Source organism: Pseudoalteromonas sp. APC 3224 (assembly GCF_030407535.1).
Taxonomy (GTDB): Bacteria; Pseudomonadota; Gammaproteobacteria; order Enterobacterales; family Alteromonadaceae; genus Pseudoalteromonas.
The window spans coordinates 13,104-35,464 of the sequence record NZ_JASDDF010000022.1; the positions used below are offsets into that span (position 1 = coordinate 13,104).

Consider the following 22,361-nt stretch of genomic DNA (forward strand, 5'->3'; position numbering starts at 1 on the left):
ATGAATACTCCCTTTGAACTTTCGCTGATTGCGCCGGCGAAGCTAAATTTATTTTTACATATTAATGGTCGCCGTGATGATGGCTATCATGAATTAGAAACCCTGTTTACATTTTTAAACTATGGCGACGAGCTCCATTTTACGCTTACTAATGATAAAAATATTAGTATTAGCGGTGACGCTCATGGCATTGCACTAACTGACAACTTAATTTATAAAGCAGCTTTATTATTGCAAACTCAGTGTAAAGTGAATTTAGGTGCAAAAATAAATTTAACTAAACGTTTGCCTATGGGCGGAGGTGTTGGTGGTGGTTCATCCGATGCCGCAACAACACTTTTAGCGCTGAATACACTGTGGAATACCGCTCTTACACTAGATGAACTTGCAGATTTAGGGTTAAAACTCGGTGCAGACGTACCTGTATTCATTAAAGGTAAAAGCGCCATAGCACATGGCATTGGCGAGCAATTAGAGTATGTTAAATTGCCACAAAAATGGTACTGCGTTGTTTTTCCAAACCAGCATGTCAGTACTGCTCAAATATTTACTCACCCCGATTTAAAACGTGACACGCCTAAACTTTTAGGTGACTGGCAAAAACAGGTTTTAACTAACGATTGTGAGCCTTTAGTGAAAAAGCTGTGTCCCGAGGTTGAAAAAACCCTGCAGTGGTTGCTAAAATACGCCCCATCAAAGATGACCGGAACAGGTTCATGTTGTTTTGTTGAATTTGCTAGTCAAGTTCAAGCACAAGATGTACTTGCTAACCTCCCCCATACTTGGCAGGGGTTTATCGCATCAAGCGTTAATACTTCTCCTGCTCACACGGAGTTAGCCGCCATCATTGATAAATGAAGTAACGTACAAGTAATCATAAGTTAACCTACTTTGTTCATTCAATGTAAGTTAGTCCAAAAATTCAGTGCCTGAGGAACCCTACCGTGCCTGACATGAAGCTCTTCGCTGGTAACGCAACACCTGACCTAGCTCAAAAAGTTGCAAAACGTTTATATATTGAATTAGGCGATGCTGTTGTTGGCCGTTTTAGTGACGGTGAGATCAGTGTTCAAATTAATGAAAATGTTCGTGGCTCGGATGTTTTTATCTTACAATCAACCTGTGCCCCTACTAACGATAACCTGATGGAACTTATCGTTATGGTTGATGCGCTACGCCGTGCATCTGCCGGTCGTATCACTGCTGTTATTCCTTATTTTGGTTATGCTCGTCAAGATCGTCGTGTACGTTCTGCGCGTGTGCCAATTACAGCTAAAGTGGTTGCGGATTTCTTATCAAGTGTAGGTGTTGACCGCGTTCTTACGGTTGATTTACATGCTGAGCAAATCCAAGGCTTCTTCGATGTACCAGTAGATAACGTATTTGGCAGCCCGGTATTATTAGAAGATATGAAAAACCGCGACTTTGATGACGTGGTTGTTGTATCTCCTGATATCGGTGGTGTTGTACGTGCCCGTGCAATTGCAAAACTATTGAACGATACCGACCTAGCTATTATTGATAAACGTCGCCCTCAAGCTAACGTTTCTCAAGTAATGCATATTATTGGTGACGTTGAAGGTCGTGATTGTATTATTGTTGATGACATGATTGATACCGGTGGTACATTGTGTAAAGCAGCTGAAGCTCTTAAAGAGCATGGTGCTAAACGTGTATTTGCTTACGCTACTCACCCTATTCTTTCTGGTACAGCTGCAGAAAACTTACGTAACTCTGTGATTGATGAAGTGATTGTAACTGACTCAATTCCACTGTCTGACGAACTAAAAGCGCTTGATATTGTTAAAGTATTAACACTTGCAGATATGTTAGCAGAGACTATTCGTCGCATTAGCAACGAAGAATCTATCTCGGCAATGTTTGAACATTAAAGTTAAACATTAATGAGTATAAAAGCGCCTTTTGGCGCTTTTTTTGTAGGTGATGTTTATTTTATAAACCCGCAGTGGTATGATAGCGCGCCTTTTGGCTAGGGACCTTGGTCGCAAAGGCCCTAACACTTTTAATTATTGGAGACATCATGTCTAACACAACTTATACTTATGACGCTGAACTTCGCGTAGAAACTGGTACTGGTGCGAGCCGCCGCCTACGTCGCGAAGACAAAGTGCCGGCAATCCTTTATGGAGCTGATAAAGAAGCTTTATCGCTTACTTTTGAACATAAAGATATGATCAAAGCACAAGAAGACGAAGGCTTTTACACTCACATCCTTACATTAAATGTAGGTGGCGAGAAAGTTGAAGCTATCTTAAAAGATATCCAACGTCACCCTTTCAAGCCTAAGCTTACTCACCTTGATTTCCAACGTGTAGACGCAACTCACAAACTAGTAACTAAAGTTCCTTTACACTTCATCGGTGAAGATAAAGTAACTAAGTTAGGTGCAACTGTTGTTCACCAGTTAACTGAAGTTGAGATTTCTTGTCTTCCTAAGTCACTTCCAGAATTCATCGAAGTAGACGTATCTGATCTTGTAGCTGGTGATTCAATCCACCTTACAGATCTTGCGTTCCCTAAAGGTGTTCAATCTGTTGAGCTTGGTAAAGGCGAAGGCCACGATCAGTCTATCGTTACTATCAAAGCTAACAAAGCAGCTCCAACTGAAGACGACGCTTCAGACGCTGCAGAATAATATTTAAGGTCTCGCACCTTGAATTCTATTCAAATGCTTGTGGGCCTGGCTAATCCAGGCCCCGAATACGCAAATACACGCCACAACGCAGGTGCTTGGTTCATTCAAGAACTCGCTGCACGCTACAACTGCACGCTAAAACACGACCCTAAATATCACGGCCTTACTGGCAAAGTGATTATTCAAGGCAAAGAATTCAAATTACTGATCCCCACCACTTACATGAACTTAAGTGGCAAAGCGGTGAGTAGTTTAGCCAATTTTTTTAAAATCCCAGTGGAAGACATACTTGTCGCCCATGATGAATTGGATTTAGACCCAGGCGTTGCCAAATTAAAAAAAGGCGGCGGACATGGCGGTCATAATGGCTTAAAAGACATTATTGCAAAAATGGCAAATCAAAAAGACTTTATGCGCTTACGCATAGGTGTTGGTCATCCAGGACATCGTGAAATGGTCACCGGTTGGGTGCTTGGAAAAGCAGCCAAGGAAGATCAGGAAAAAATGGATGCCGCAGTTGATGAAGCAGTTCGTTGTATGGAAATACTTGCTAAAGACGGTGTGTTAAAAGCACAAAACAGACTACATTCGTTTAAACCCTAATTTTTAGGGGTATACGTACACACGTTTTAAACGAATCTAAACAAGGTATCTTACTATGGGTTTTAAATGTGGCATCGTTGGCTTGCCTAATGTTGGTAAATCAACACTTTTCAATGCATTGACTAAAGCGGGTATTGAAGCCGCTAACTTTCCTTTTTGTACCATTGAACCTAATACAGGTGTGGTACCGGTGCCAGATCCTCGCCTAGACGAACTTGCTAAAATTGTTAACCCACAACGTATTCTTACAACAAGTATGGAATTTGTGGATATTGCAGGTTTAGTTAAAGGTGCATCGAAAGGTGAAGGCCTAGGCAATCAGTTTTTAGCAAATATTCGTGAAACAGATGCGATTGGCCATGTAGTTCGCTGTTTTGAAGATGAAAACGTTATTCACGTAGCCGGTACTATTGACCCTGCGGATGACATTGACGTGATCAACACTGAGCTTGTGCTTGCTGATATGGACAGTGCTGATAAAGCAATTTTCCGTAATGCAAAAAAAGCAAAAGGCGGTGATAAAGACGCAAAAGAGCAAAATGCAGTACTTGAAAAAGTAAAAGTGCATCTTGATGAAGGCTTAACTTTACGTTCTTTAGCACTAACAAAAGAAGAAAAAGCAGCAATTGCGCCTATTAACTTCTTAACCATCAAACCAACTATGTATATTGCCAATGTGGCAGAAGATGGATTTGAAAATAACCCACTACTTGATCGTGTACGTGAAATAGCTGCCGCTGAAGATGCGGTTGTTGTGCCTGTGTGTGCTGCTATTGAGTCTGAGCTTTCTGAGCTTGAAGATGAAGACAAGTTAGAGTTTATGGCTGACCTTGGTCTTGAAGAGCCAGGACTTAACCTTGTTATTCGTGGCGGTTATGAATTACTGCACTTACAAACCTACTTTACTGCGGGTGTAAAAGAAGTTCGTGCATGGACTATCCCTGTGGGTGCAACAGCGCCACAAGCTGCAGGTAAAATCCATACCGACTTTGAACGTGGCTTTATCCGTGCACAAACAATTGCTTTTGATGACTTTATTGCATGTAAAGGCGAAAGCGGTGCAAAAGAAGCAGGTAAAATGCGTCAAGAAGGTAAAGAATACATTGTTAAAGATGGCGATGTAATGAACTTCTTGTTCAACGTATAATTAAACACTGCACCACCTTGAGTGGCTAATTGTTTTGAAAGGCTCGTTTTTACGGGCCTTTTTTATTTTCAGCCGAATAAAAACAATAATTAGTCTACTCTTCCCGTAAGCTCAGAATTGTAAAACACATCTATAATTACAATGCCCCGCTCATAAAGAGTGTTAAAAAAGCAACGTTTTAATTAAAAAGTAGCCGGTTAGCCTATTTTTCCTGCAAACAAACCAACTTAAGTGTTTTTTTGCAAAAAAGGTGTTGACGAATTTGGGGCATATCAGCATAATACGCCCCGCACTCAGCGATGAAGTGCTAACAAAAAAGATGGCTAAGTAGCTCAGCTGGTTAGAGCACATCACTCATAATGATGGGGTCACAGGTTCAAATCCCGTCTTAGCCACCATTTATTTTTTGTTGCTCAATGAAGAGTTTAAAATAACTACCATTTCTTTGATTAATTCAAAGTAATAATGCGGGAGTGGCGGAATTGGTAGACGCGCTGGATTTAGGTTCCAGTATCTTAGGATGTGAGAGTTCAAGTCTCTCCTTCCGCACCATATTCTTGATAAGAATTAAAACTATCAGCAATTTCTTAGTTGGGATATCGCCAAGCGGTAAGGCACCAGGTTTTGATCCTGGCATTCCCAGGTTCAAATCCTGGTATCCCAGCCAATTTGCACACGTCTTCGGTTACACTTCACGATTTACCCTAAATTCCAATTATCTAACTTATATCTTTAATTCTGTTTCTATCTTTATAACCTACGCCACTTTTTCTTAGGCATAAAAAAAGACCCAAATTTGAGCCTTTTAATAACTATAAGTATTTTAACTAAGCTCACCGCTTATTGCGTATTTCAGCACCCAGTTTTTTACCGGCCCTGTATTATTAGCTAACTTTAAAAATGTGCTGCGCGCCCATTTTAATGGGGCTATTTGATTTGAGAAACCAAAGTAGCAAGCATCCATCATACTCATCATTAATAAATTAGCGTTACGACGACTACGCTCGTATTCTTTAAGCATTAGCGGGCACCCTACATCATCAGCTGTACGTAACACTTCAGCTAAAGCAGCTACATCTTGAAAACCTAAATTAACACCCTGTCCTGCCAGAGGATTAATGGTGTGCGCCGCATCACCCACTAAAACGAGTCTGCCTTGTGAATAATTATTGGCATGCTGCCTTGCTAAAGGAAATATAGCATGGCTTTGTACTTCAAAATCACCAGCAAGCTTTGGAAACTTTTCAATAATATGAGCCTTTAATTCGCTAGGTTGTAGGGCTTTAAATGCTTTGAGGGTATTTGCATCGTCATACCAAATTAAATTTGCATAAGGTGCTTGCATAGGTAAAAACGCAACTGGCCCCGAAGGTGTAAACTGCTGCCATGTTTTAACTTGTTGTGGTGCATCGAGCTTTATTAGCACCCCCATACAATGCTGCTGATATTGCCACCCGGTTATACCAATGTTGGCCTTGCTGCGTAATTGTGATTGCCCGCCATCCGCTGCAATAACTAAATCAGTAGTAAAGCTTTGTTCGTTATAGTGCAAGGTAATGCTATCAGGGTTTTGCTCTATTGCCGTTAAAACCGATGAAGGGTTACTTATTTCAATATTATGTTGCTCAAATTGCTGCCATAAACTGGCTTGAATTAGCTTATTCTCAATTAAATGACCTAAATGGGTGGTATTAATAGCGTGACAATCAAATAATAAATGATCGTTACCCTGTTCAAAGGTCTCTAATTGTTCATAGGGAGCCAATCTATTTGCTCGCAATAATGGCATCGCACCGAGCTGATCAAGCAGTTTTTCAGAAAAGCGATTAATAGCCGAAACACGTATATCAACATCATCACTGTTAAGCACCTGTGGTGCATCTATTGGGTGTTTTTCAATAACACGTACGGCTTTGCCTTGTTGCGCTAATTTAATAGCCATAGCGGCACCAACCATGCCGCCCCCTACTACAATTACATTATTTTTAGCCATGTTTTTCATCATTTTAATTCTGACTTAACTCTGCTTAGATTGTATCGTAATTAGTTTGCTCAGTGTGAGCGCTTCGCTTAATTCTATTATTAAACCCATACTATATTGATTTCAGATCACAAACATGAAATCTATACTTGGTTTTGAGCGTGTATCCAGCTAAAATACGCGTCCTTTAAGTCGAGCGAAATTTTAATAATTCCGCCACTTATACCTGTTTCTAGCACATATTTGTGCCACTATCGAATTGAACACGAGGCTATATTTCAATGAGCAAAAAGCTGCATATTAAAACCTGGGGTTGTCAGATGAACGAATACGACTCTCAGAAAATGGCTGATCTTCTAGATGCTACCAACGGCTATCAGCTAACTGAAGAAGCTGCTGATGCTGATGTTATCTTACTTAATACCTGTTCAATTCGTGAAAAAGCGCAAGAAAAAGTATTTCACCAACTAGGTCGTTGGAAGTTATTAAAAGATGACAAACCAGACCTTATTATTGGTGTAGGCGGCTGTGTTGCATCACAAGAAGGTGATTCAATTCGCCAACGTGCTCCGTTTGTAGATGTTATTTTTGGTCCACAAACTTTGCACCGTTTACCTGAGATGATTAAACAAGTACAAGGCGATAAAGGTTCATCTGTAGTTGATATTTCATTCCCTGAGATTGAAAAATTTGACCGCTTACCTGAGCCTAAAGCGGAAGGTCCTTCTGCGTTTGTATCAATTATGGAAGGTTGTTCTAAATACTGTACTTTCTGTGTTGTGCCTTACACCCGTGGTGAAGAAGTAAGCCGCCCTGTTGATGATGTATTATTAGAAGTTGCACAGTTAGCCGAGCAAGGCGTACGTGAAGTTAACCTATTAGGTCAAAACGTAAATGCGTACCGTGGTGATACACACGATGGTGAAATTTGCTATTTCTCAGATCTAATTCGTTTAGTGGCTGCAATTGACGGGATTGACCGTATTCGTTACACCACCTCACACCCTGTAGAGTTTACACCAGACATTATTGATGCGTATGCTGATGTGCCTGAGCTGGTTGATCACTTACACCTTCCAGTACAAAGTGGTTCAGACCGTGTTTTAAATTTAATGAAACGCGGCCATACTGCTCTTGAGTACAAATCAACAATTCGTAAGCTACGTAAAATTCGCCCTAACCTAAGCATGTCGTCAGATTTCATCATAGGTTTCCCAGGTGAAAGCAAGGCCGATTTTGAAGCCACCATGAACCTTATCAACGATATTGGTTTTGATATGAGCTTTAGCTTTATTTACAGCGCACGCCCAGGTACACCAGCAGCCGATTTGCCAGATGACGTAACCGAGCAAGAGAAAAAAGAGCGCCTGTACTTATTGCAAAACCGTATTACGCAAATGGCGCAGCAAATTAGCCGCCAAATGTTTGATACTGAGCAACGCATTTTAGTTGAAGGTCCTTCTAAGAAGAACCCGATGGAACTACGTGGCCGAACTGAAAATAACCGTGTAGTTAACTTTGTTGGCCCACACACAGTGATCGGTCAGTTTGTTGATGTACGTATTACCGAAGCGTTGCCAAACTCTTTACGTGGCGATTTAATTCGTACAGAATCAGAAATGAACTTACGCCGCGAAATTGCACCTTCTGCTATTTTAACCAAAGCAGCGAGTGAGCAAAAAACCGAGACAGCTAACGAAATTGGCGTTGCTACTTTCGTACCTTAGTTGCAAAATTCATTGCGCCAGTTAACGCTGGCGCACTGTAATAGGAAGTAATTTTGAGTAATCAGTTAAAAACATTAGAGATTTATTTAGAACCTGCCGACAACAAACGCCTTTCTTCATTATGTGGCCCGTTTGACGAAAACATCAAACAAATTGAACGCCGTCTAGGTGTTGAAATTATTCATCGTGATAACTTTTTTAAAGTAACCGGTAAACTACACAGTAGCGCCGGCGCGGTAGAGATCTTAAAAAACCTTTATATTGATACTCAACCTGTACGTGGGGAAATTGGCGAAATTGAGCCTGACAACGTACATTTAGCCGTCACTGAGTCTAAAGCGCTTGAGCAAGACACCTCAAGTAGTGCCTACGGCAAAGAAATGATGATTAAAACCCGTCGTGGCGTTATTAAACCGCGTAACGATAACCAAGGCTTGTATGTTGCTAATATTTTGCACCACGACATTACCTTTGGTATTGGCCCTGCGGGTACAGGTAAAACCTATCTTGCTGTTGCAGCGGCAGTTGATGCACTAGAGCGCCAAGAAATACGCCGTATACTGCTCACTCGTCCTGCGGTTGAAGCGGGTGAAAAACTCGGTTTTTTACCGGGTGACTTAAGCCAAAAAATAGACCCTTACTTACGCCCACTTTACGATGCCTTATTTGAAATGCTTGGCTTTGAGCGTGTTGAAAAACTGATTGAAAAAAACATCATTGAAATTGCGCCATTGGCTTACATGCGTGGGCGCACACTTAATGATGCGTTTATTATTTTAGATGAAAGCCAAAATACCACTACAGAGCAAATGAAAATGTTCTTAACCCGTATTGGTTTTAATTCTAAAGCAGTGATCACCGGCGATATAACCCAAGTTGATTTACCTCGGGGTGCGCGCTCAGGTCTTCGCCATGCTATTGAAGTATTAGATGGCGTTGATGAAATTAGCTTTAACTTTTTCAAATCGCACGATGTAGTACGCCACCCTGTAGTAGCCCGCATTGTGGAAGCGTATGAGCGCAACGATGAGCGTGAACGCCTTAAGCGATTAGAGAAACAACAAGCCAAAGAAGCGCTTGCCGCTCAAGAGCAACCTGCTACTAAAGAGTAATACCGTGAAAACAGAACTTGATTTACAAATAGCGTGTGAGTTTGACAACTTACCCAGCCTTGAGCAGTTTGCCATGTGGGCCGATAAAGTACTTAGCCAATATCGTGATGAGTCTGAGCTGACCATTGTTATCAGCGATGAAGAACAGTCGCAACAGCTCAATAATGACTACCGTGGTAAAAATAAGCCTACCAACGTATTATCATTTGAATTTGAAGCGCCACCGGGTATTGATATCCCACTTGTGGGTGACTTAATTATTTGTCCTGCCATTGTTTTGGCTGAGGCACAAGAGCAAGAAAAGTCATTTCATGACCACTTTGCTCATATGGTTATTCATGGATGCTTGCATTTACTTGGATTTGACCATATAAAGAGTGAAGACGCGTTAGAGATGGAAAGTATAGAAAAGCAATTACTTGCTGAACTAAACATAGCAGACCCATATCGGGACGATATTTAAATAAACGGAGCAATTAGACGTAATGAGCGACGATAACTCGCAATCTAGCCAGGGTTCTTCTGGCAAAACTTGGCTGGGTCGTATAACCCAGATGTTGCAAGGGGAACCCCAGAATAGAGAAGAGCTGGTTGAGGTAATTGCCGATGCCCAAGAGCGGGATGTAATCGATCCTGAAACCAAAGAAATGATTGAAGGTGTGCTTGGCGTGTCTGAGCTAAAAGTGCGAGATATTATGATCCCGCGCTCACAAATGGTCACTTTGGAAATTGATAGCCCGCTTGAAGAGCACATACCTATGATGGTTGACTCAACCCACTCTCGTTTTCCGGTGGTGTGTGAAGATAAAGACCATGTAGAAGGGATTTTACTCGCAAAAGACTTATTACCCCTCATTTTAAATAAAGATGAGCATTTACCATCGCTACGTGACTATTTGCGCCCTGCTATGGTAGTGCCTGAAAGTAAACGGGTTGATACTCTGCTTAATGAGTTTCGTCAGCAACGTTACCATATGGCGATTGTAATTGATGAATACGGCGGTGTATCGGGTTTAGTAACCATTGAAGATATTCTTGAGATCATTGTAGGCGAAATCGAAGATGAGCACGATGAAGAAGAAGAACAACAAGATATTCGACAACTGGCTAAGCACGTTTACGTTGTGCAGGCACTGACCCCTGTAGATGACTTTAACGAGCATTTTAAATCAGGTTATAGCTCGCAAGACGCAGATACTATTGGTGGTACCGTGTTACACGCCTTTGGCCATATGCCGAGCCGTGGCGAAACCATTGATATAGAAGGATTTCAGTTTAAAGTAACCAATTCTGATAATCGTCGTATATTGCAACTGCAAGTCACCATTCCTAAGGCTGATGATAACGACAGTGAAGAAACTGCTAACTAGTCTCACCCTACTAGCAAAAGATAAAAAAGCATGGCTCGCACTGGTTGCGGGCCTTGTTTTAACTTTTAGCTACGCGCCTTTTGGTATTTGGCCGATTGTATTTTTTAGCATAGGCTCGCTATTTTTTTGTATTCCTGCAAACCTCAATGGAAAAGTACATGCTAAAACAGCCGCTAAATATGGCTTTATATTTGGTCTAGGCTGGTTTGGTGCCGGTATAAGTTGGGTACATGTTTCTATCGCCACCTTTGGCGGTATGCCACTTGTCGCCTCAATTGCATTAATGGCACTGCTTTGTAGCTACCTTGCGTTATTTCCTGCGCTGGCGCTGTGGGCAACCACTCGCTTTTCAAACGGCTCTATAAGTTTTGCAGCGCTATTACTCCCTTGTTTTGCTATTAGTGAATATTTGCGTGCCAACCTGTTAACCGGTTTTCCTTGGTTAAGCTTTGGTTATACACAAACCGATAGCCCTCTGAATGCCCTTGCTCCTTTAATTGGTGAATTTGGGCTCACGCTATTGTGTATTGCCATTGGCTTTGCATTGTACAGCTTAACGCAAAAACAATTTAAAATGCCTGTTGTTACCGCTGCTGTGGTTGTTTTAGCCTTCACAGGCGCACACTTTACAAAGGTAACCCATTATTCAGATAAAGACCTCTCTGTGCTGCTTGTACAAGGTAATATAAAACAACACTTGCGCTTTGACCCCAGTGAGTTTTGGACCACCATGAGTAAGTATCAGGATATGACGCGCCGTCACTGGGATGCCGATTTAATTGTGTGGCCCGAAGCTGCAGTGCCTGAAATTGAAGCCCTTGCTGATTCATACTTAGTAGGCTTAGACAGTGCCGCCTCATTCAATAAAACTGCATTAGTGACCGGTATTGTCGATTACCAACGCGACACTAAAACCATTTTCAATACGCTAATTGTGGTCGGTAACAAAGAGCAAAGTGATGAACACGGCCACTATCGTTACTTAGATAGTAACCGCTATCAAAAGCATCAATTACTGCCGATTGGAGAGTTTGTTCCCTTTGAAGACATACTCCGCCCCATCGCTCCGTTATTTGATTTGCCTATGTCATCGTTCTCGCGCGGTGATAAAGTGCAAAATAACTTACGTGCGAATGGCTTTAATTTACTGCCCGCTATTTGCTACGAAATAGTATTTGCCGATTTAGTGCGTGGCAATTATAAAAGCGACTCAGACATATTATTCACGGTGAGTAATGATGCTTGGTTTGGTGATTCAATAGGCCCCCATCAGCATATGCAAATTGCCCGCATGCGCGCCCTTGAACTTCAGCGTCCACTAGTGCGTGTTACCAACAACGGTATAAGCGGTGTATACGACCCCATAAGCCAAACACGCCAAACTATGCCACAGTTTGAAGCTACTACACTCAAAGCCAATATAAAGCTCATACAAGGGGATAGCGTGTATAGCCAATACGGCAATGGGTTTGTATGGGGAGTAATGGTGTTGTTGGGTATAATTGGATTTGGGGTTAGGTCTAAGAAGTAAATTAGAGCTTTTAGCTATCAGCAACAGAAGATGATTTTTGTTGGGTTTAGCTTTGCAAAGCCCAACCTACAAAAATTGAATACATGCCTAGAACCACTTAATTTTAAGCTTTGTCGAGTGAACTTTACTTGCTTGTGATCTAAATAAATTGCATTTAATGTCAACATAGCTAACTTCGCTAGGTTCTAAAAAGCTTTCTGTGCTTTTGCCTACACAATTACCAATAAACTTGCCACTTTCATCAAATGTAGAAGCAATAACGGTTCCCGTATAAATGCTCTCGTTAGTAATATTTTTTAATTCAGCTGCGATTCTTACTTGACCATTTTCTTTGTATATTTCAGAAAGAGTTAGTTTATAATCATTATTAATTTCATCACTTGTTTCTAATGCTTTATTAGAAACCATTGTTTTAAATCCACTGTCAACATCAGCGGCGATTGTAAGGGCGAACGCACTAATGCCGCCAAGTATAGCTATTACAAACCCGACGCCCCAAAAAAAGCCTTTTATACTCTCGTTAAAATTATTAGTGTCCATTTAATTCCCTTTGGTTTTTACCATTGTATTTCGTTAACAAGATAGCCAAAGTAACTTTTTTCGCCGACTAAGTTCACTTTTGTATTTTTAAGTTTTAAAACCTTGTGCTTATCTAAATACCACCTGATGGTATGCTGTTTGTTTGTAGATATATCTGCAAAGAGTAAACGAACGCAATTCGGCTCATAATCGCTATAACAAGCTTCAGACTCAACTAAGATATATTCTTCAGACCAATAATCGCCTAAATGATAATGCGCCCATAGTTGAATCGGCGCACAAATGACAGCCCAAAGATATGCATACAGCAAAATAGGTATCATAATGATACTTAAATATTTAAGGATAACCCCTTCTTGATCAAAGTGAGTATTAAACTCTTCTTTTGCATTTGGCGTTTTTATTAAATGAAATAGAAAGGCACACACTAAAGAAATAGTAATAAAGCCTAAAACCCAAGAACTTAAAAAGTCATAAAAACGGTTAGGGATAAAGGAGGGATCGATTGAAGTGTACCACTCATAAATACCTACAGGGCCGAGCATCATAACAATAAATGCTATGATAATGAGAATCACAGGCTTTTTTGTCATATAAATTAATATCCTTATATTTTATAACGTCTTTAATTTGGTCAGTATTTTAATCAAGGATTACCTTATCCCAGTATTAAAATAATCAAGTGAACAATTATTACATCAAAACGTATTACTGTTAATAATGGTTTTAAGGAATTACTCATGACCGCCAAACAACTCTCATCACTTTTTGTTTTTAACTTACTGTTTGCCACTACCGAGGCAAACGCCAATGCTCGCTGGTATGTAGTGAATGATTCGGTGATGGGTGGCATTTCTAATAGTCAGGTTTTGTATGAAAACGACAATTTAGTGTTTACAGGCAATGTATCGCTTGCAAACAATGGTGGATTTGCTTCTATAAGAACACCATTGGATGTAAAAAACCAAAATATTACAAAAATAGTGCTGCGTATTAAGGGCGATGGTCAAACCTACCAATTACGCTTAAGAACTAATGAGTACATGGATGGGGCGGCTTATACCCGCTCGTTCAGTACCACGAAAAGTGAGTGGCTTAATATTGAGTTTTTACCTGAAGATTTTCAGCTTACTTATCGCGGCCGCTTACTTGAACAACAGCCTACAATTAGCTTTAAAGAGATAAAGCAGCTTGGCTTTATGATTGCAGGTAAACAGGCGGGGAAATTTAGGCTTGAAATAGGAAAAATTGAGTTTAAAAACTAACTTTTCTGCGTACATTACAAGGCTAAACAGTGAAGTCGTCGCCTCGCCTTTTCATTTCGTTGATTACTAGCTCAATAATTTGTTGTTTTATTGCTGCCTGCTGAGACTTTACCTCACTAAGTTGCAGCTCCAATCTATTTATCTCTTCTTGTTGTTGCTCGGTTTTATACTTTTTAGCTCCCATATGCTCAGCATCCATAGTCAACTGATAGCCCTCTTCAGCTGGCCCATATTGGCTATTATCAATGGTTAAACTACGTTGTACCGTGCTCTGCTTAAGCTTATTTACTTGCTCTTGTAATGCAACCACTTGCTGGGTGAAATATTTATATGCCTTTTCTAAATTTTGATATTGCTCAGCAAATGTTGCGTTATCTTCGCTGTATTTTTGAACCTTTGCATCTAAAAACTCTGATAAAACATAGTCAGGTTCTTCTTGTGATTCGTCATCTTTAGGTTGCGGCTCGGTTTCTATTAAAGACTGATTGTTATAATTAGATGCTTGATATTGAATTGAGGCGGTTGAAATCTTCATTATTTTATCCCTAAAATAAATTTGTCACTATTTTAGGTATCGACTGATATTTTAAATTCTTGAGTAGAATTGGCTAAAGAGAGCAAATAAAAAGCCCTACATGATTAAAGTAAGGCTTAAAGTGTTTTTTTCTTTAAAATTACGACTCAATAGCCAGTAATTCTACTTCAAAAATAAGCAATGATGCAGGAGGAATACTCCCTACTCGCTTTTCACCATAGGCGAGCTGATGCGGTATATAAAACTGAAATTTATCGCCCGGGCTCATCAGTTGTAGGCCTTCTGTCCAACCTTTTATAACTTGGTGCAAACCAAAGCTAATCGGAGTTTTGCGCTCCACTGAGCTGTCAAATACAGTGCCGTCGATTAAAGTGCCATGATAATGCACTTTAACCATACTCGTTGGGCTAGGTGTATTTTCGCTCTGTCCTTTATGGATTATTTTATATTGCAAGCCAGATGCGGTTTCATTTACGCCTTCAGTTTTTGCATTGGCAATTAAATAATCACTTTCAATCTGTGCGTTTGCGATTGCTTGCTGCTTGGCTTTTTTACTGTTTTTAAAAATTAAAACGCAAAAAATAGCGATAACAATCAGTAAAATTATATTGATCATAACTCCCCTTTTTCATCTTCTGAGTCGTGGTCTTTTTCGTCGCTGTTATCGCCATTAACAATATCAGCAATGTCTTTTAATCGCGCTAATGCGATGCCATTAACCGAATCTTCTGGGTAGTGTTCATCAACCATATCACCCGCTTCAATATCCATTAATAAGTTTAGTGCTTGATCAACGGTTTCCACAGCATAAATATTAAACTTACCTAACTCAACGGCATTGAGTATTTCGTCATCAAGCACCAAATTAACTTGATTCGATTTAGGAATAATAACCCCTTGCTCACCCGTTAAGCCGCGCATTTTACATAGCTTAAAGAAGCCTTCTATTTTCTCGTTTACACCACCAATGGCCTGCACATCACCATGTTGGTTAATTGAACCGGTTAGAGCAATAGACTGACTGATAGGTAAGCTCGTAATGGCCGAAATTAGCGCACAAAGTTCAGCAAGAGAGGCGCTATCACCATCTATGTAGCCATAACTTTGTTCAATAGCTATATTCGCACTGAGTGTTAAGCTAAAGTGTTGCGCGTATTTGTTACCTAAATACCCGGTAAGCAGCATTACCCCTTTTGAGTGAATTGCTTTACCCAACTCAGCTTCGCGTTCCACATCAATTACGCCGTCGGCGCCCGCATAAACGGTAGCAGTAATACGTGCAGGTGTGCCAAATGAGGTGTCTCCAATGTGCAGTACAGTCAAACCATTTACTTTACCTACGGCTTGGCCTTCAGTAGCTATTAAAGTATGCCCTTCCTTTATATCGCTGAGCATGTTTTCGCTAATTTGCCCCGTACGGTACTGCTTGCCTTGTATGGCTTCGTCAATATGACGTGCATCAATCACCGTCAGTTTGTCTTGCTTAGCGTAAAAACTAGCCTCAGCCACAAGCTCTAATACATCAGCAAAACGTGCTGATAACTTATTATGGTGCTCTGCTTGGCGATAACTAAATTTAAGTAATCGCACCATTGCGGCTTCGTTTAACGTGCACTTTAATATTTGCTCGCAGTAATCACTTACTTTAGTAATAAACTGATACTGCAGCTTATCGCTACTTGGTAAGTAATAATCAAAATCGGCAAGTACTCTAAATAACTCTGCAAATTCCTCGTCGTATTCACCGATGGTGTAATAAAGCTCACGTGAGCCAAGTAAAATAATTTTTACATCAAGCGGTATTAACTGCGGGCGAAGCGTAAAGCTACTTCCAACTACACTGTCTTGATAAGGTAAGTCATTTTTAATTTGATGGGTTTTTAGCGACAGCTTTAGTCCATCCCACACTTGGGGTTGAGCCATTACTTTTTCAGCATCCATAATTAAATAGCCGCCATTCGCACGGTGCAATGCACCAGGTTGAATTGATCGATAGCTGGTAATTAACGACCCTTGCGATGTGGCGTATTCAATTTTGCCAAAAATATTACCAAAGGTTGGATTAGGTTCATACACAACCGGTGCTGCATCGCCTTCTTTGTATTCAACTAAAATATTAGGTGCAAAAAAGTCGGTAAGCATGCCTTTACGGTCAAAGTCTTCTTTGTTTTCTTCGCTTTCACCTTCATCATCAAGCCATTCAAGCACGGCATCAATAATTTCTACACGTATATCTTTTAAATAACGCAGTACACCAATATGGCTGGCATATTTATGTTCTAAATCTTTTAATAATGGTTTAGTGGCTTGCTCAGCAGTAGACTTTTTAAGGTTGCGAAGCTTTTCTTTGGATTCACGTTTCCAGCGCGGCAACTCAATAAGCGCTTCAATGAGGGCATCTTCTAATTTTTCTATACGCTCAAAAAACATCTCACGTAAATCATCCTCCAAATCAGAAAATTCATTATCGGTAAGTTGCTTGCCATCAATCAGCGGTGCAAAGCCGACTACGCCTTTTTCTTCAATTAGTGCCACACTTTGCTCAAGCGCGGCTATTTCTACTGCGGTAATGGCGCCGTCGTAAGCATCGTTAAACTCACGGTCTATCGATTTTTTCTTGCGCTGATAAGCTGGGTTATCAAATGCAGCAGGAAAGGTGTCGAGTACTTCATCAATAAATGAGTCAATGTCATCGGCTAATTGTTTGCTTTGCCCTGCATGCATAAATAACGCAATAGGCTCACGGTGATCGTCGTAGTTATTAACATACAGCCATTCATGCGGTGTTGTGCGCTCTTTAGCGTGTTGTTTTAATTTGTCTTTTACTAAGGTAAAACGCCCGTGTGCCGCCTCTCCCATTACGTAAACATTATAACCGGGTAGGTCCATTCCTAAAGAGAAGTCCAATGCACTTTGCGCACGTTGTTGGCCTATAAAGGTAAGTTGCTCAGGGTATGGATTGCTCATGCAAGTGTTTACATGGCTCGAAGAAATACTCGGTGCAAGATTTGATACGGGTAGTGGCAGCAGTTTTTTCGTCATTCTAACTTCTTTTTTTACCAGCTTAATTGCTAGATTTGGGCATATTGAGTGGCCTACAGCCACTCAATACTTATATTTAGGGTTGTAAAGCCTGGCGGCTAAAATAGATGCCATCACACTGCGTGCAAGGAATAATTTGCGTTGCATGGTAAACATCATAACTATGGTTGCAATTCTTACATACTAATGTGCCCATGGCTATCCATTCACCTGCGTGATAAACACCATTATGCTTAAAATCTTCACTTAATGACTGCCATTCAAGCTGTGTTTTGTCTTCAATGTGAGAAAGCTCAAACCACAATGACTCTTTAAGCTCCTGCCATGCAAGCGAATTATAGTAGCTATTATTTTCTTGTAGGTGAGAAATGTCACGCATTAAGTAATTACGATAAAGCTGGTATTTTTCTTCACCTAAATCTTTAAGTGCCTGCTCAGATTCAATAAATCGCTTTACTGCGGCTTTAACTTCATGCTCTTTCACATCTTTTAACCAATCGGTTAATCCACTAAGCCATGTTCTGTAATCTGCCATTTTATACTCCTTGAAAACGTCTACTGATTTACTCTATACCATAGATAAGTATAGGTTAACCTGTACTGAAAACTAATTTACTCGCAAATTTACAAAAAGCGCCGCTTTGACGCTGTGAATAGCGCTTTATTTGGGGTATCCTATCGACAATTTTTTATTAGTATGCAAGAAGTTTGGAAACGTAAATGCAAGAGCAATATAACCCACAAGACATAGAGTCAAAAGTCCAACGCTACTGGGAAGAAAACCAAGTATTTAAAGCCACAGAAGATGAGAGCAAAGAAAAATACTATTGCCTCTCAATGTTTCCCTACCCAAGTGGTCGACTGCATATGGGTCATGTCCGTAACTATACCATTGGTGACGTGGTTTCTCGCTTCCAGCGCTTGCAAGGCAAAAACGTAATGCAACCTATGGGTTGGGATGCGTTTGGTTTACCTGCAGAAAACGCGGCTATTAAAAATAAAACAGCCCCTGCAAAGTGGACTTACGAAAATATTGACTACATGCGTAACCAACTTAAGCAATTAGGTTTTGGCTACGATTGGGATCGCGAAATTGCAACCTGCCACCCAGAATATTACAAATGGGAACAATGGTTTTTCACTAAGCTTTACGAAAAAGGCCTAGTGTACAAAAAAATGTCAACGGTTAACTGGGATCCGGTCGATCAAACTGTACTAGCTAACGAGCAAGTAATTGACGGCCGCGGTTGGCGTTCAGGTGCGGTAGTGGAACAAAAAGAAATTCCACAGTGGTTTATTAAAATTACCGACTACGCACAAGAGCTATTAGACGATTTAGACAAATTAGAAGACTGGCCTGAACAAGTTAAAACCATGCAGCGCAACTGGATTGGTCGTTCTGAAGGCTTAGACATAGAATTTACGCGTACCGATAACAACGAAAAATTTAGCGTATACACTACACGCCCAGATACATTTATGGGCGTAACATACCTAGCCGTTGCTGGTGGCCACCCTATTGCACAAGAAGCGGCGAAAAATAGCGACGCGATAGCAATGTTTGTTGAAGAATGCAAAAACACTAAAGTTGCCGAAGCAGACATGGCAACCATGGAGAAAAAAGGCATTGCAACGGGCTTTTACGCTACTCATCCATTAACGGGCGAGCAAGTACCAATTTGGGTTGCTAACTTTGTATTAATGCATTATGGCTCAGGTGCGGTAATGGCAGTACCTGCGCACGACCAACGTGACTTTGAATTTGCAACAGCTTACGGCCTAGATATTAAACAAGTTATTGCGCCAGTTGAAGGCTCTGAGCTTGAAGTAAACCTAGCTCAAGAAGCATTCACCGAAAAAGGGGTATTAGTAAACTCTGGTGAATTTGATGGCCTTGATTTTGAAAACGCCTTTAACGCTGTTGCCGACAAGCTAGAAGCATTAGGTGTGGGAGAGCGTAAAGTAAACTTCCGTCTACGCGATTGGGGTGTAAGCCGTCAGCGTTACTGGGGTTCGCCAATTCCAATGCTGAGTGATGAGAATGGTAATGAGCTTGCTGCCACTGAAGATATGCTACCAGTGCGTTTACCAGAAGATGTGGTAATGAATGGCGTTACCTCACCAATTAAAGCGGACCCAGAATGGGCTAAAACAACTGTAAATGGTGTACCAGCCACTCATGAAACTGATACTTTTGACACCTTTATGGAGTCATCATGGTATTACGCTCGCTACTGTAGCCCGCGCCATGACCAGGGTATGTTAGATCCAGCAGCCGCTAACTACTGGTTACCAGTAAACCAATACATTGGTGGTATTGAGCACGCAATTTTACATTTATTGTATTCGCGCTTTTTCCACAAATTATTACGTGACTTTGGTTTAGTTAATTCAGACGAGCCATTCGACCGCTTACTTTGTCAAGGTATGGTATTAGCTGAAACGTTTTATCGTAAAGATGAAAAAGGCGGCGATATATGGATTTCGCCAAGCGATGTTAATACCGAAACCGACGAAAAAGGCCGCGTAACCAAGGCATGGCATAAAAAAGACGGTGATCCTGTGTTCTCATCTGGCATGAGCAAAATGTCTAAGTCGAAAAACAACGGCATAGACCCGCAAGAAGTCATTGCCCAATACGGCGCAGATACCGTGCGTTTGTTTATGATGTTTACTGCACCACCAGAGCAAACGCTTGAATGGTCAGATTCAGGGGTTGAAGGCGCGCACCGTTTCTTAAAACGTGTATGGAAATACGCGGTAGATGTTAAAACGGTTGGCTTTCAAGCACTTGATAAATCGGCGCTTACAAATCCGCAAAAAGTACTTCGCCGTGAGCTACATAAAGCGATTGCAAAAGTGAGCGATGATGTTGAACGTCGTCAAACATTCAACACTGCAATTGCCGCAATTATGGAGCTATCTAATAAGTTATTAAAAGCGCCATTAAACGATACTCAAGATGTTGCCATTGCTAACGAGGCATTAGAAGCATTGCTTATTATGCTAGCACCAATAACACCGCATTTATCGCATCAGTTATGGCAAGAGCTAGGTAAAGAAGGTGATATTTTAGATGCAGCATGGCCAAAAGTTGACGAATCTGCCCTAGTTGAAGATGAAAAACTAATCATCGTACAAGTAAACGGTAAATTACGTGCAAAACTAACGGTTGCAGCTGATGCAACGCAAGAGCAAGTAGAAGCACTCGCGTTTGCAGAATCTAACGTCACTAAATTTACTGATGGTGCAACAATCCGCAAGGTAATTTATGTACCAGGTAAATTGCTTAACGTGGTAGCTAACTAATATGGCTACTTTAAATGCCATTAAAAACGGACTAGCCTTAGTGCTAGTCTGTTTTTTGTTATCGAGCTGTGGCTTTCACCTTAAAAAAGCATCAAGCCTACCCAATGATTTAAAACAGCTAACCTTGGTGGGTGATGATCAAAAATCAGCATTGTTTAGCTATTTGCAAACAGAACTTGCTATGAGCGATGTCACTTTAGTCCCTGCGAGTAAACAGTCTGCGCAACTTTATTTATTTAAAGAGCAGCTAGAGCGCCAAACCTTGTCGTTGTTTCAAAACGGACAAGTAGCTGAATATGAACTGGCATACAGTGTGAGTTATGTTGTAAAACGCCCAAAACAAGAAGCCATTGAAAAACGTTTTGAGCTTTACCGTAATTACCAAGATGATCCTGACAACGCACTAGCTAAAGCAAAAGAGCTTGAACTGCTGATCAGCGAAATTCGCCAGCAAGCGAGTCGTCGAATTGTTAGAGAGTTGTCGCAACTATAATGCGTTGTTATGCAAATCAGCTGCCTAGCGAATTAAAAAAGGGGTTAAAACCTTTTTATTTGGTTTTTGGTGAAGAGCCTTTTCAAGAAGCGCAATGTGTACAGCTCATACGCGACAGCGCAAAAGCGCAAGGTTTTGATGAAGTAATTAAATTCACTTTAGCCCAAGGCTTTGATTGGCAGGAAATCATAGCGCAATACCAAAGTATGTCGTTATTTAGTGCGCGTACAATTATTGAGCTTGACTTAAACCAGCAAAAACCTGGTACACCCGGCGCAAACACCTTTAAAAAGGTCGTTGAGCTTGAAAACCCTGACACCATTTTAATTGTTAAAGGCGCCAAAGCAAGCCAAGATGTGCAACGCGGTGCGTGGTTTAAAGCACTCGATAAGCAAGGGTTATTTGTACCCTGCTATCCGCTTAGTGGTAATCACTTAAAACGTTGGCTTGATGAACAGTGCCAACGCTTGTCACTTAATTTACAAAACGAGGCTAAGCTCAGTTTAATTAATGCCACTGAAGGCAATTTACTGGCTTGTTTCCAAGAGCTTGAAAAGCTGTCACTAATACATGGTGACGCTCTCATTACCCAGCAACTGGTAATGCAAGGGCTACTAAACCAATCTAAATTCGATATTTTTGATTTAAGTGATGCTCTTTTAAACGGCCATACTTCACAAGCAATAAAAGTATTAAATAAGCTTGCCAGTGATAACACTGAAGTAGTGAGTATTTTGTGGGCCATCAATAAAGATTTAAATACCTTAATAGGTGTACAACAAGGGTTACTGCAGGGTGAGTCATTAGCGACCCTGTTTAAGCAAAAAGCGATTTGGAAAAATCAGCAAGTGCCGGTACAAACAGCGATAAACAGACTAAATATTCACACCCTTGAAAGTATTAGCAGTGAACTGGCATTATTTGATGCAAGCTACAAACAAGGTGTATTGATTGCGCCCTATCAAGCATTAGCACATATTTGTATTAAATTTTGCCAACCACTCGATATTCCACTGCCGTGCCATACTAACCGTCAGTAAAGGAAAAATA

The 22,361-nt window shown here is 40.8% G+C and carries 21 protein-coding genes and 3 tRNA genes; 17 read left to right on the top strand and 7 right to left on the bottom strand.

The window, feature by feature from the left end; translation table 11 throughout:
• From ispE to QL989_RS11325, 8 genes are all read left to right on the top strand, one after another.
• Complete coding sequence (ispE, locus tag QL989_RS11290) at positions 1-858, top strand: 4-(cytidine 5'-diphospho)-2-C-methyl-D-erythritol kinase (protein ID WP_290170557.1); 858 nt, start codon at positions 1-3, stop codon at positions 856-858.
• An 86-nt stretch (positions 859-944) separates the two neighbouring features.
• Positions 945-1,892 (top strand): ribose-phosphate pyrophosphokinase, encoded by a 948-nt coding sequence (locus QL989_RS11295; protein WP_008115168.1) that lies wholly within the window; start codon positions 945-947, stop codon positions 1,890-1,892.
• Between the two features lie 149 nt (positions 1,893-2,041).
• Entirely contained in the window at positions 2,042-2,656 is a 615-nt protein-coding gene (locus QL989_RS11300) for a 50S ribosomal protein L25/general stress protein Ctc (RefSeq protein WP_010388341.1), read from the top strand.
• Positions 2,657-2,674: 18 nt separating this feature from the next.
• The gene (pth, locus tag QL989_RS11305) at positions 2,675-3,259 is read left to right on the top strand and encodes an aminoacyl-tRNA hydrolase (protein WP_008115166.1); all 585 of its coding nucleotides are present in this window, start codon (positions 2,675-2,677) and stop codon (positions 3,257-3,259) included.
• A 55-nt stretch (positions 3,260-3,314) separates the two neighbouring features.
• Complete coding sequence (ychF, locus tag QL989_RS11310) at positions 3,315-4,406, top strand: redox-regulated ATPase YchF (RefSeq protein ID WP_008115165.1); 1,092 nt, start codon at positions 3,315-3,317, stop codon at positions 4,404-4,406.
• A 321-nt stretch (positions 4,407-4,727) separates the two neighbouring features.
• Positions 4,728-4,804, top strand: a tRNA-Met gene (locus QL989_RS11315).
• 69 nt (positions 4,805-4,873) lie between these two features.
• A tRNA-Leu gene (locus QL989_RS11320) sits at positions 4,874-4,958 on the top strand.
• A 40-nt stretch (positions 4,959-4,998) separates the two neighbouring features.
• A tRNA-Gln gene (locus tag QL989_RS11325) sits at positions 4,999-5,073 on the top strand.
• Positions 5,074-5,229: 156 nt separating this feature from the next.
• On the opposite strand, the gene QL989_RS11330 is transcribed toward QL989_RS11325, so the two are convergent.
• Positions 5,230-6,411, bottom strand: a complete 1,182-nt coding sequence (locus QL989_RS11330; RefSeq protein WP_290170558.1) for an FAD-dependent oxidoreductase — start codon at positions 6,409-6,411, stop codon at positions 5,230-5,232.
• A 257-nt stretch (positions 6,412-6,668) separates the two neighbouring features.
• On the opposite strand from QL989_RS11330, the gene miaB reads away from it, so the two are divergent.
• The 5 genes from miaB to lnt are packed head-to-tail and all read left to right on the top strand — an operon-like array spanning position 6,669 to position 12,127.
• Positions 6,669-8,114 carry a tRNA (N6-isopentenyl adenosine(37)-C2)-methylthiotransferase MiaB gene (gene miaB, locus QL989_RS11335; RefSeq protein ID WP_010388336.1) on the top strand — a complete coding sequence of 482 codons (1,446 nt, stop codon included), beginning with the start codon at positions 6,669-6,671 and terminating at the stop codon, positions 8,112-8,114.
• Positions 8,115-8,167: 53 nt separating this feature from the next.
• Positions 8,168-9,226, top strand: coding sequence for a PhoH family protein (locus QL989_RS11340; protein ID WP_290170559.1), 1,059 nt, complete (start codon positions 8,168-8,170; stop codon positions 9,224-9,226).
• A gap of 4 nt (positions 9,227-9,230) precedes the next feature.
• Positions 9,231-9,689, top strand: coding sequence for an rRNA maturation RNase YbeY (gene ybeY / locus QL989_RS11345; RefSeq protein WP_010388332.1), 459 nt, complete (start codon positions 9,231-9,233; stop codon positions 9,687-9,689).
• Between the two features lie 22 nt (positions 9,690-9,711).
• Positions 9,712-10,596 carry a CNNM family magnesium/cobalt transport protein CorC gene (gene corC / locus QL989_RS11350; RefSeq protein ID WP_010388331.1) on the top strand — a complete coding sequence of 295 codons (885 nt, stop codon included), beginning with the start codon at positions 9,712-9,714 and terminating at the stop codon, positions 10,594-10,596.
• Positions 10,577-12,127 (top strand): apolipoprotein N-acyltransferase, encoded by a 1,551-nt coding sequence (lnt, locus tag QL989_RS11355; protein WP_290170560.1) that lies wholly within the window; start codon positions 10,577-10,579, stop codon positions 12,125-12,127. The genes corC and lnt overlap by 20 nt, the downstream gene beginning before the upstream one ends.
• Positions 12,128-12,214: 87 nt before the next feature.
• Here lnt and QL989_RS11360 read toward each other — a convergent pair whose 3' ends face one another.
• Complete coding sequence (locus QL989_RS11360; RefSeq protein WP_290170561.1) at positions 12,215-12,667, bottom strand: ATPase; 453 nt, start codon at positions 12,665-12,667, stop codon at positions 12,215-12,217.
• A gap of 17 nt (positions 12,668-12,684) precedes the next feature.
• Positions 12,685-13,260: a hypothetical protein gene (locus QL989_RS11365; protein WP_138604981.1), complete on the bottom strand. Its 576-nt coding sequence runs from the start codon at positions 13,258-13,260 to the stop codon at positions 12,685-12,687.
• Between the two features lie 147 nt (positions 13,261-13,407).
• On the opposite strand from QL989_RS11365, the gene QL989_RS11370 reads away from it, so the two are divergent.
• The gene (locus tag QL989_RS11370) at positions 13,408-13,932 is read left to right on the top strand and encodes a CIA30 family protein (RefSeq protein ID WP_290170562.1); all 525 of its coding nucleotides are present in this window, start codon (positions 13,408-13,410) and stop codon (positions 13,930-13,932) included.
• A 22-nt stretch (positions 13,933-13,954) separates the two neighbouring features.
• Here the strand turns inward: QL989_RS11370 and QL989_RS11375 are convergent, their stop codons facing one another.
• The 4 genes from QL989_RS11375 to QL989_RS11390 all read right to left on the bottom strand — a co-directional run bounded on the left by QL989_RS11375 (position 13,955) and on the right by QL989_RS11390 (position 18,044).
• Positions 13,955-14,467 (bottom strand): hypothetical protein, encoded by a 513-nt coding sequence (locus QL989_RS11375; protein ID WP_290170563.1) that lies wholly within the window; start codon positions 14,465-14,467, stop codon positions 13,955-13,957.
• 139 nt (positions 14,468-14,606) lie between these two features.
• Positions 14,607-15,083: an FKBP-type peptidyl-prolyl cis-trans isomerase gene (locus QL989_RS11380; RefSeq protein WP_036982055.1), complete on the bottom strand. Its 477-nt coding sequence runs from the start codon at positions 15,081-15,083 to the stop codon at positions 14,607-14,609.
• Positions 15,080-17,509, bottom strand: coding sequence for an AAA family ATPase (locus QL989_RS11385; RefSeq protein WP_290170565.1), 2,430 nt, complete (start codon positions 17,507-17,509; stop codon positions 15,080-15,082). Before QL989_RS11385 ends, QL989_RS11380 begins: the two co-directional genes overlap by 4 nt.
• Before the next feature lie 76 nt (positions 17,510-17,585).
• Positions 17,586-18,044: a hypothetical protein gene (locus QL989_RS11390; RefSeq protein WP_109874371.1), complete on the bottom strand. Its 459-nt coding sequence runs from the start codon at positions 18,042-18,044 to the stop codon at positions 17,586-17,588.
• A gap of 185 nt (positions 18,045-18,229) precedes the next feature.
• Here QL989_RS11390 and leuS point away from each other — a divergent pair, with 185 nt between their 5' ends.
• Genes leuS through holA form a run of 3 tightly spaced genes read left to right on the top strand, consistent with a single transcriptional unit; the run spans position 18,230 to position 22,351 of the window.
• The gene (gene leuS, locus QL989_RS11395; protein WP_290170566.1) at positions 18,230-20,818 is read left to right on the top strand and encodes a leucine--tRNA ligase; all 2,589 of its coding nucleotides are present in this window, start codon (positions 18,230-18,232) and stop codon (positions 20,816-20,818) included.
• A gap of 1 nt (position 20,819) precedes the next feature.
• Positions 20,820-21,311: an LPS assembly lipoprotein LptE gene (lptE, locus tag QL989_RS11400; protein ID WP_010388311.1), complete on the top strand. Its 492-nt coding sequence runs from the start codon at positions 20,820-20,822 to the stop codon at positions 21,309-21,311.
• A complete protein-coding gene (gene holA / locus QL989_RS11405; protein WP_055012799.1) occupies positions 21,311-22,351 on the top strand; it encodes a DNA polymerase III subunit delta in 1,041 nt (346 codons plus the stop codon). Before lptE ends, holA begins: the two co-directional genes overlap by 1 nt.
• Positions 22,352-22,361: the final 10 nt, after the last annotated feature.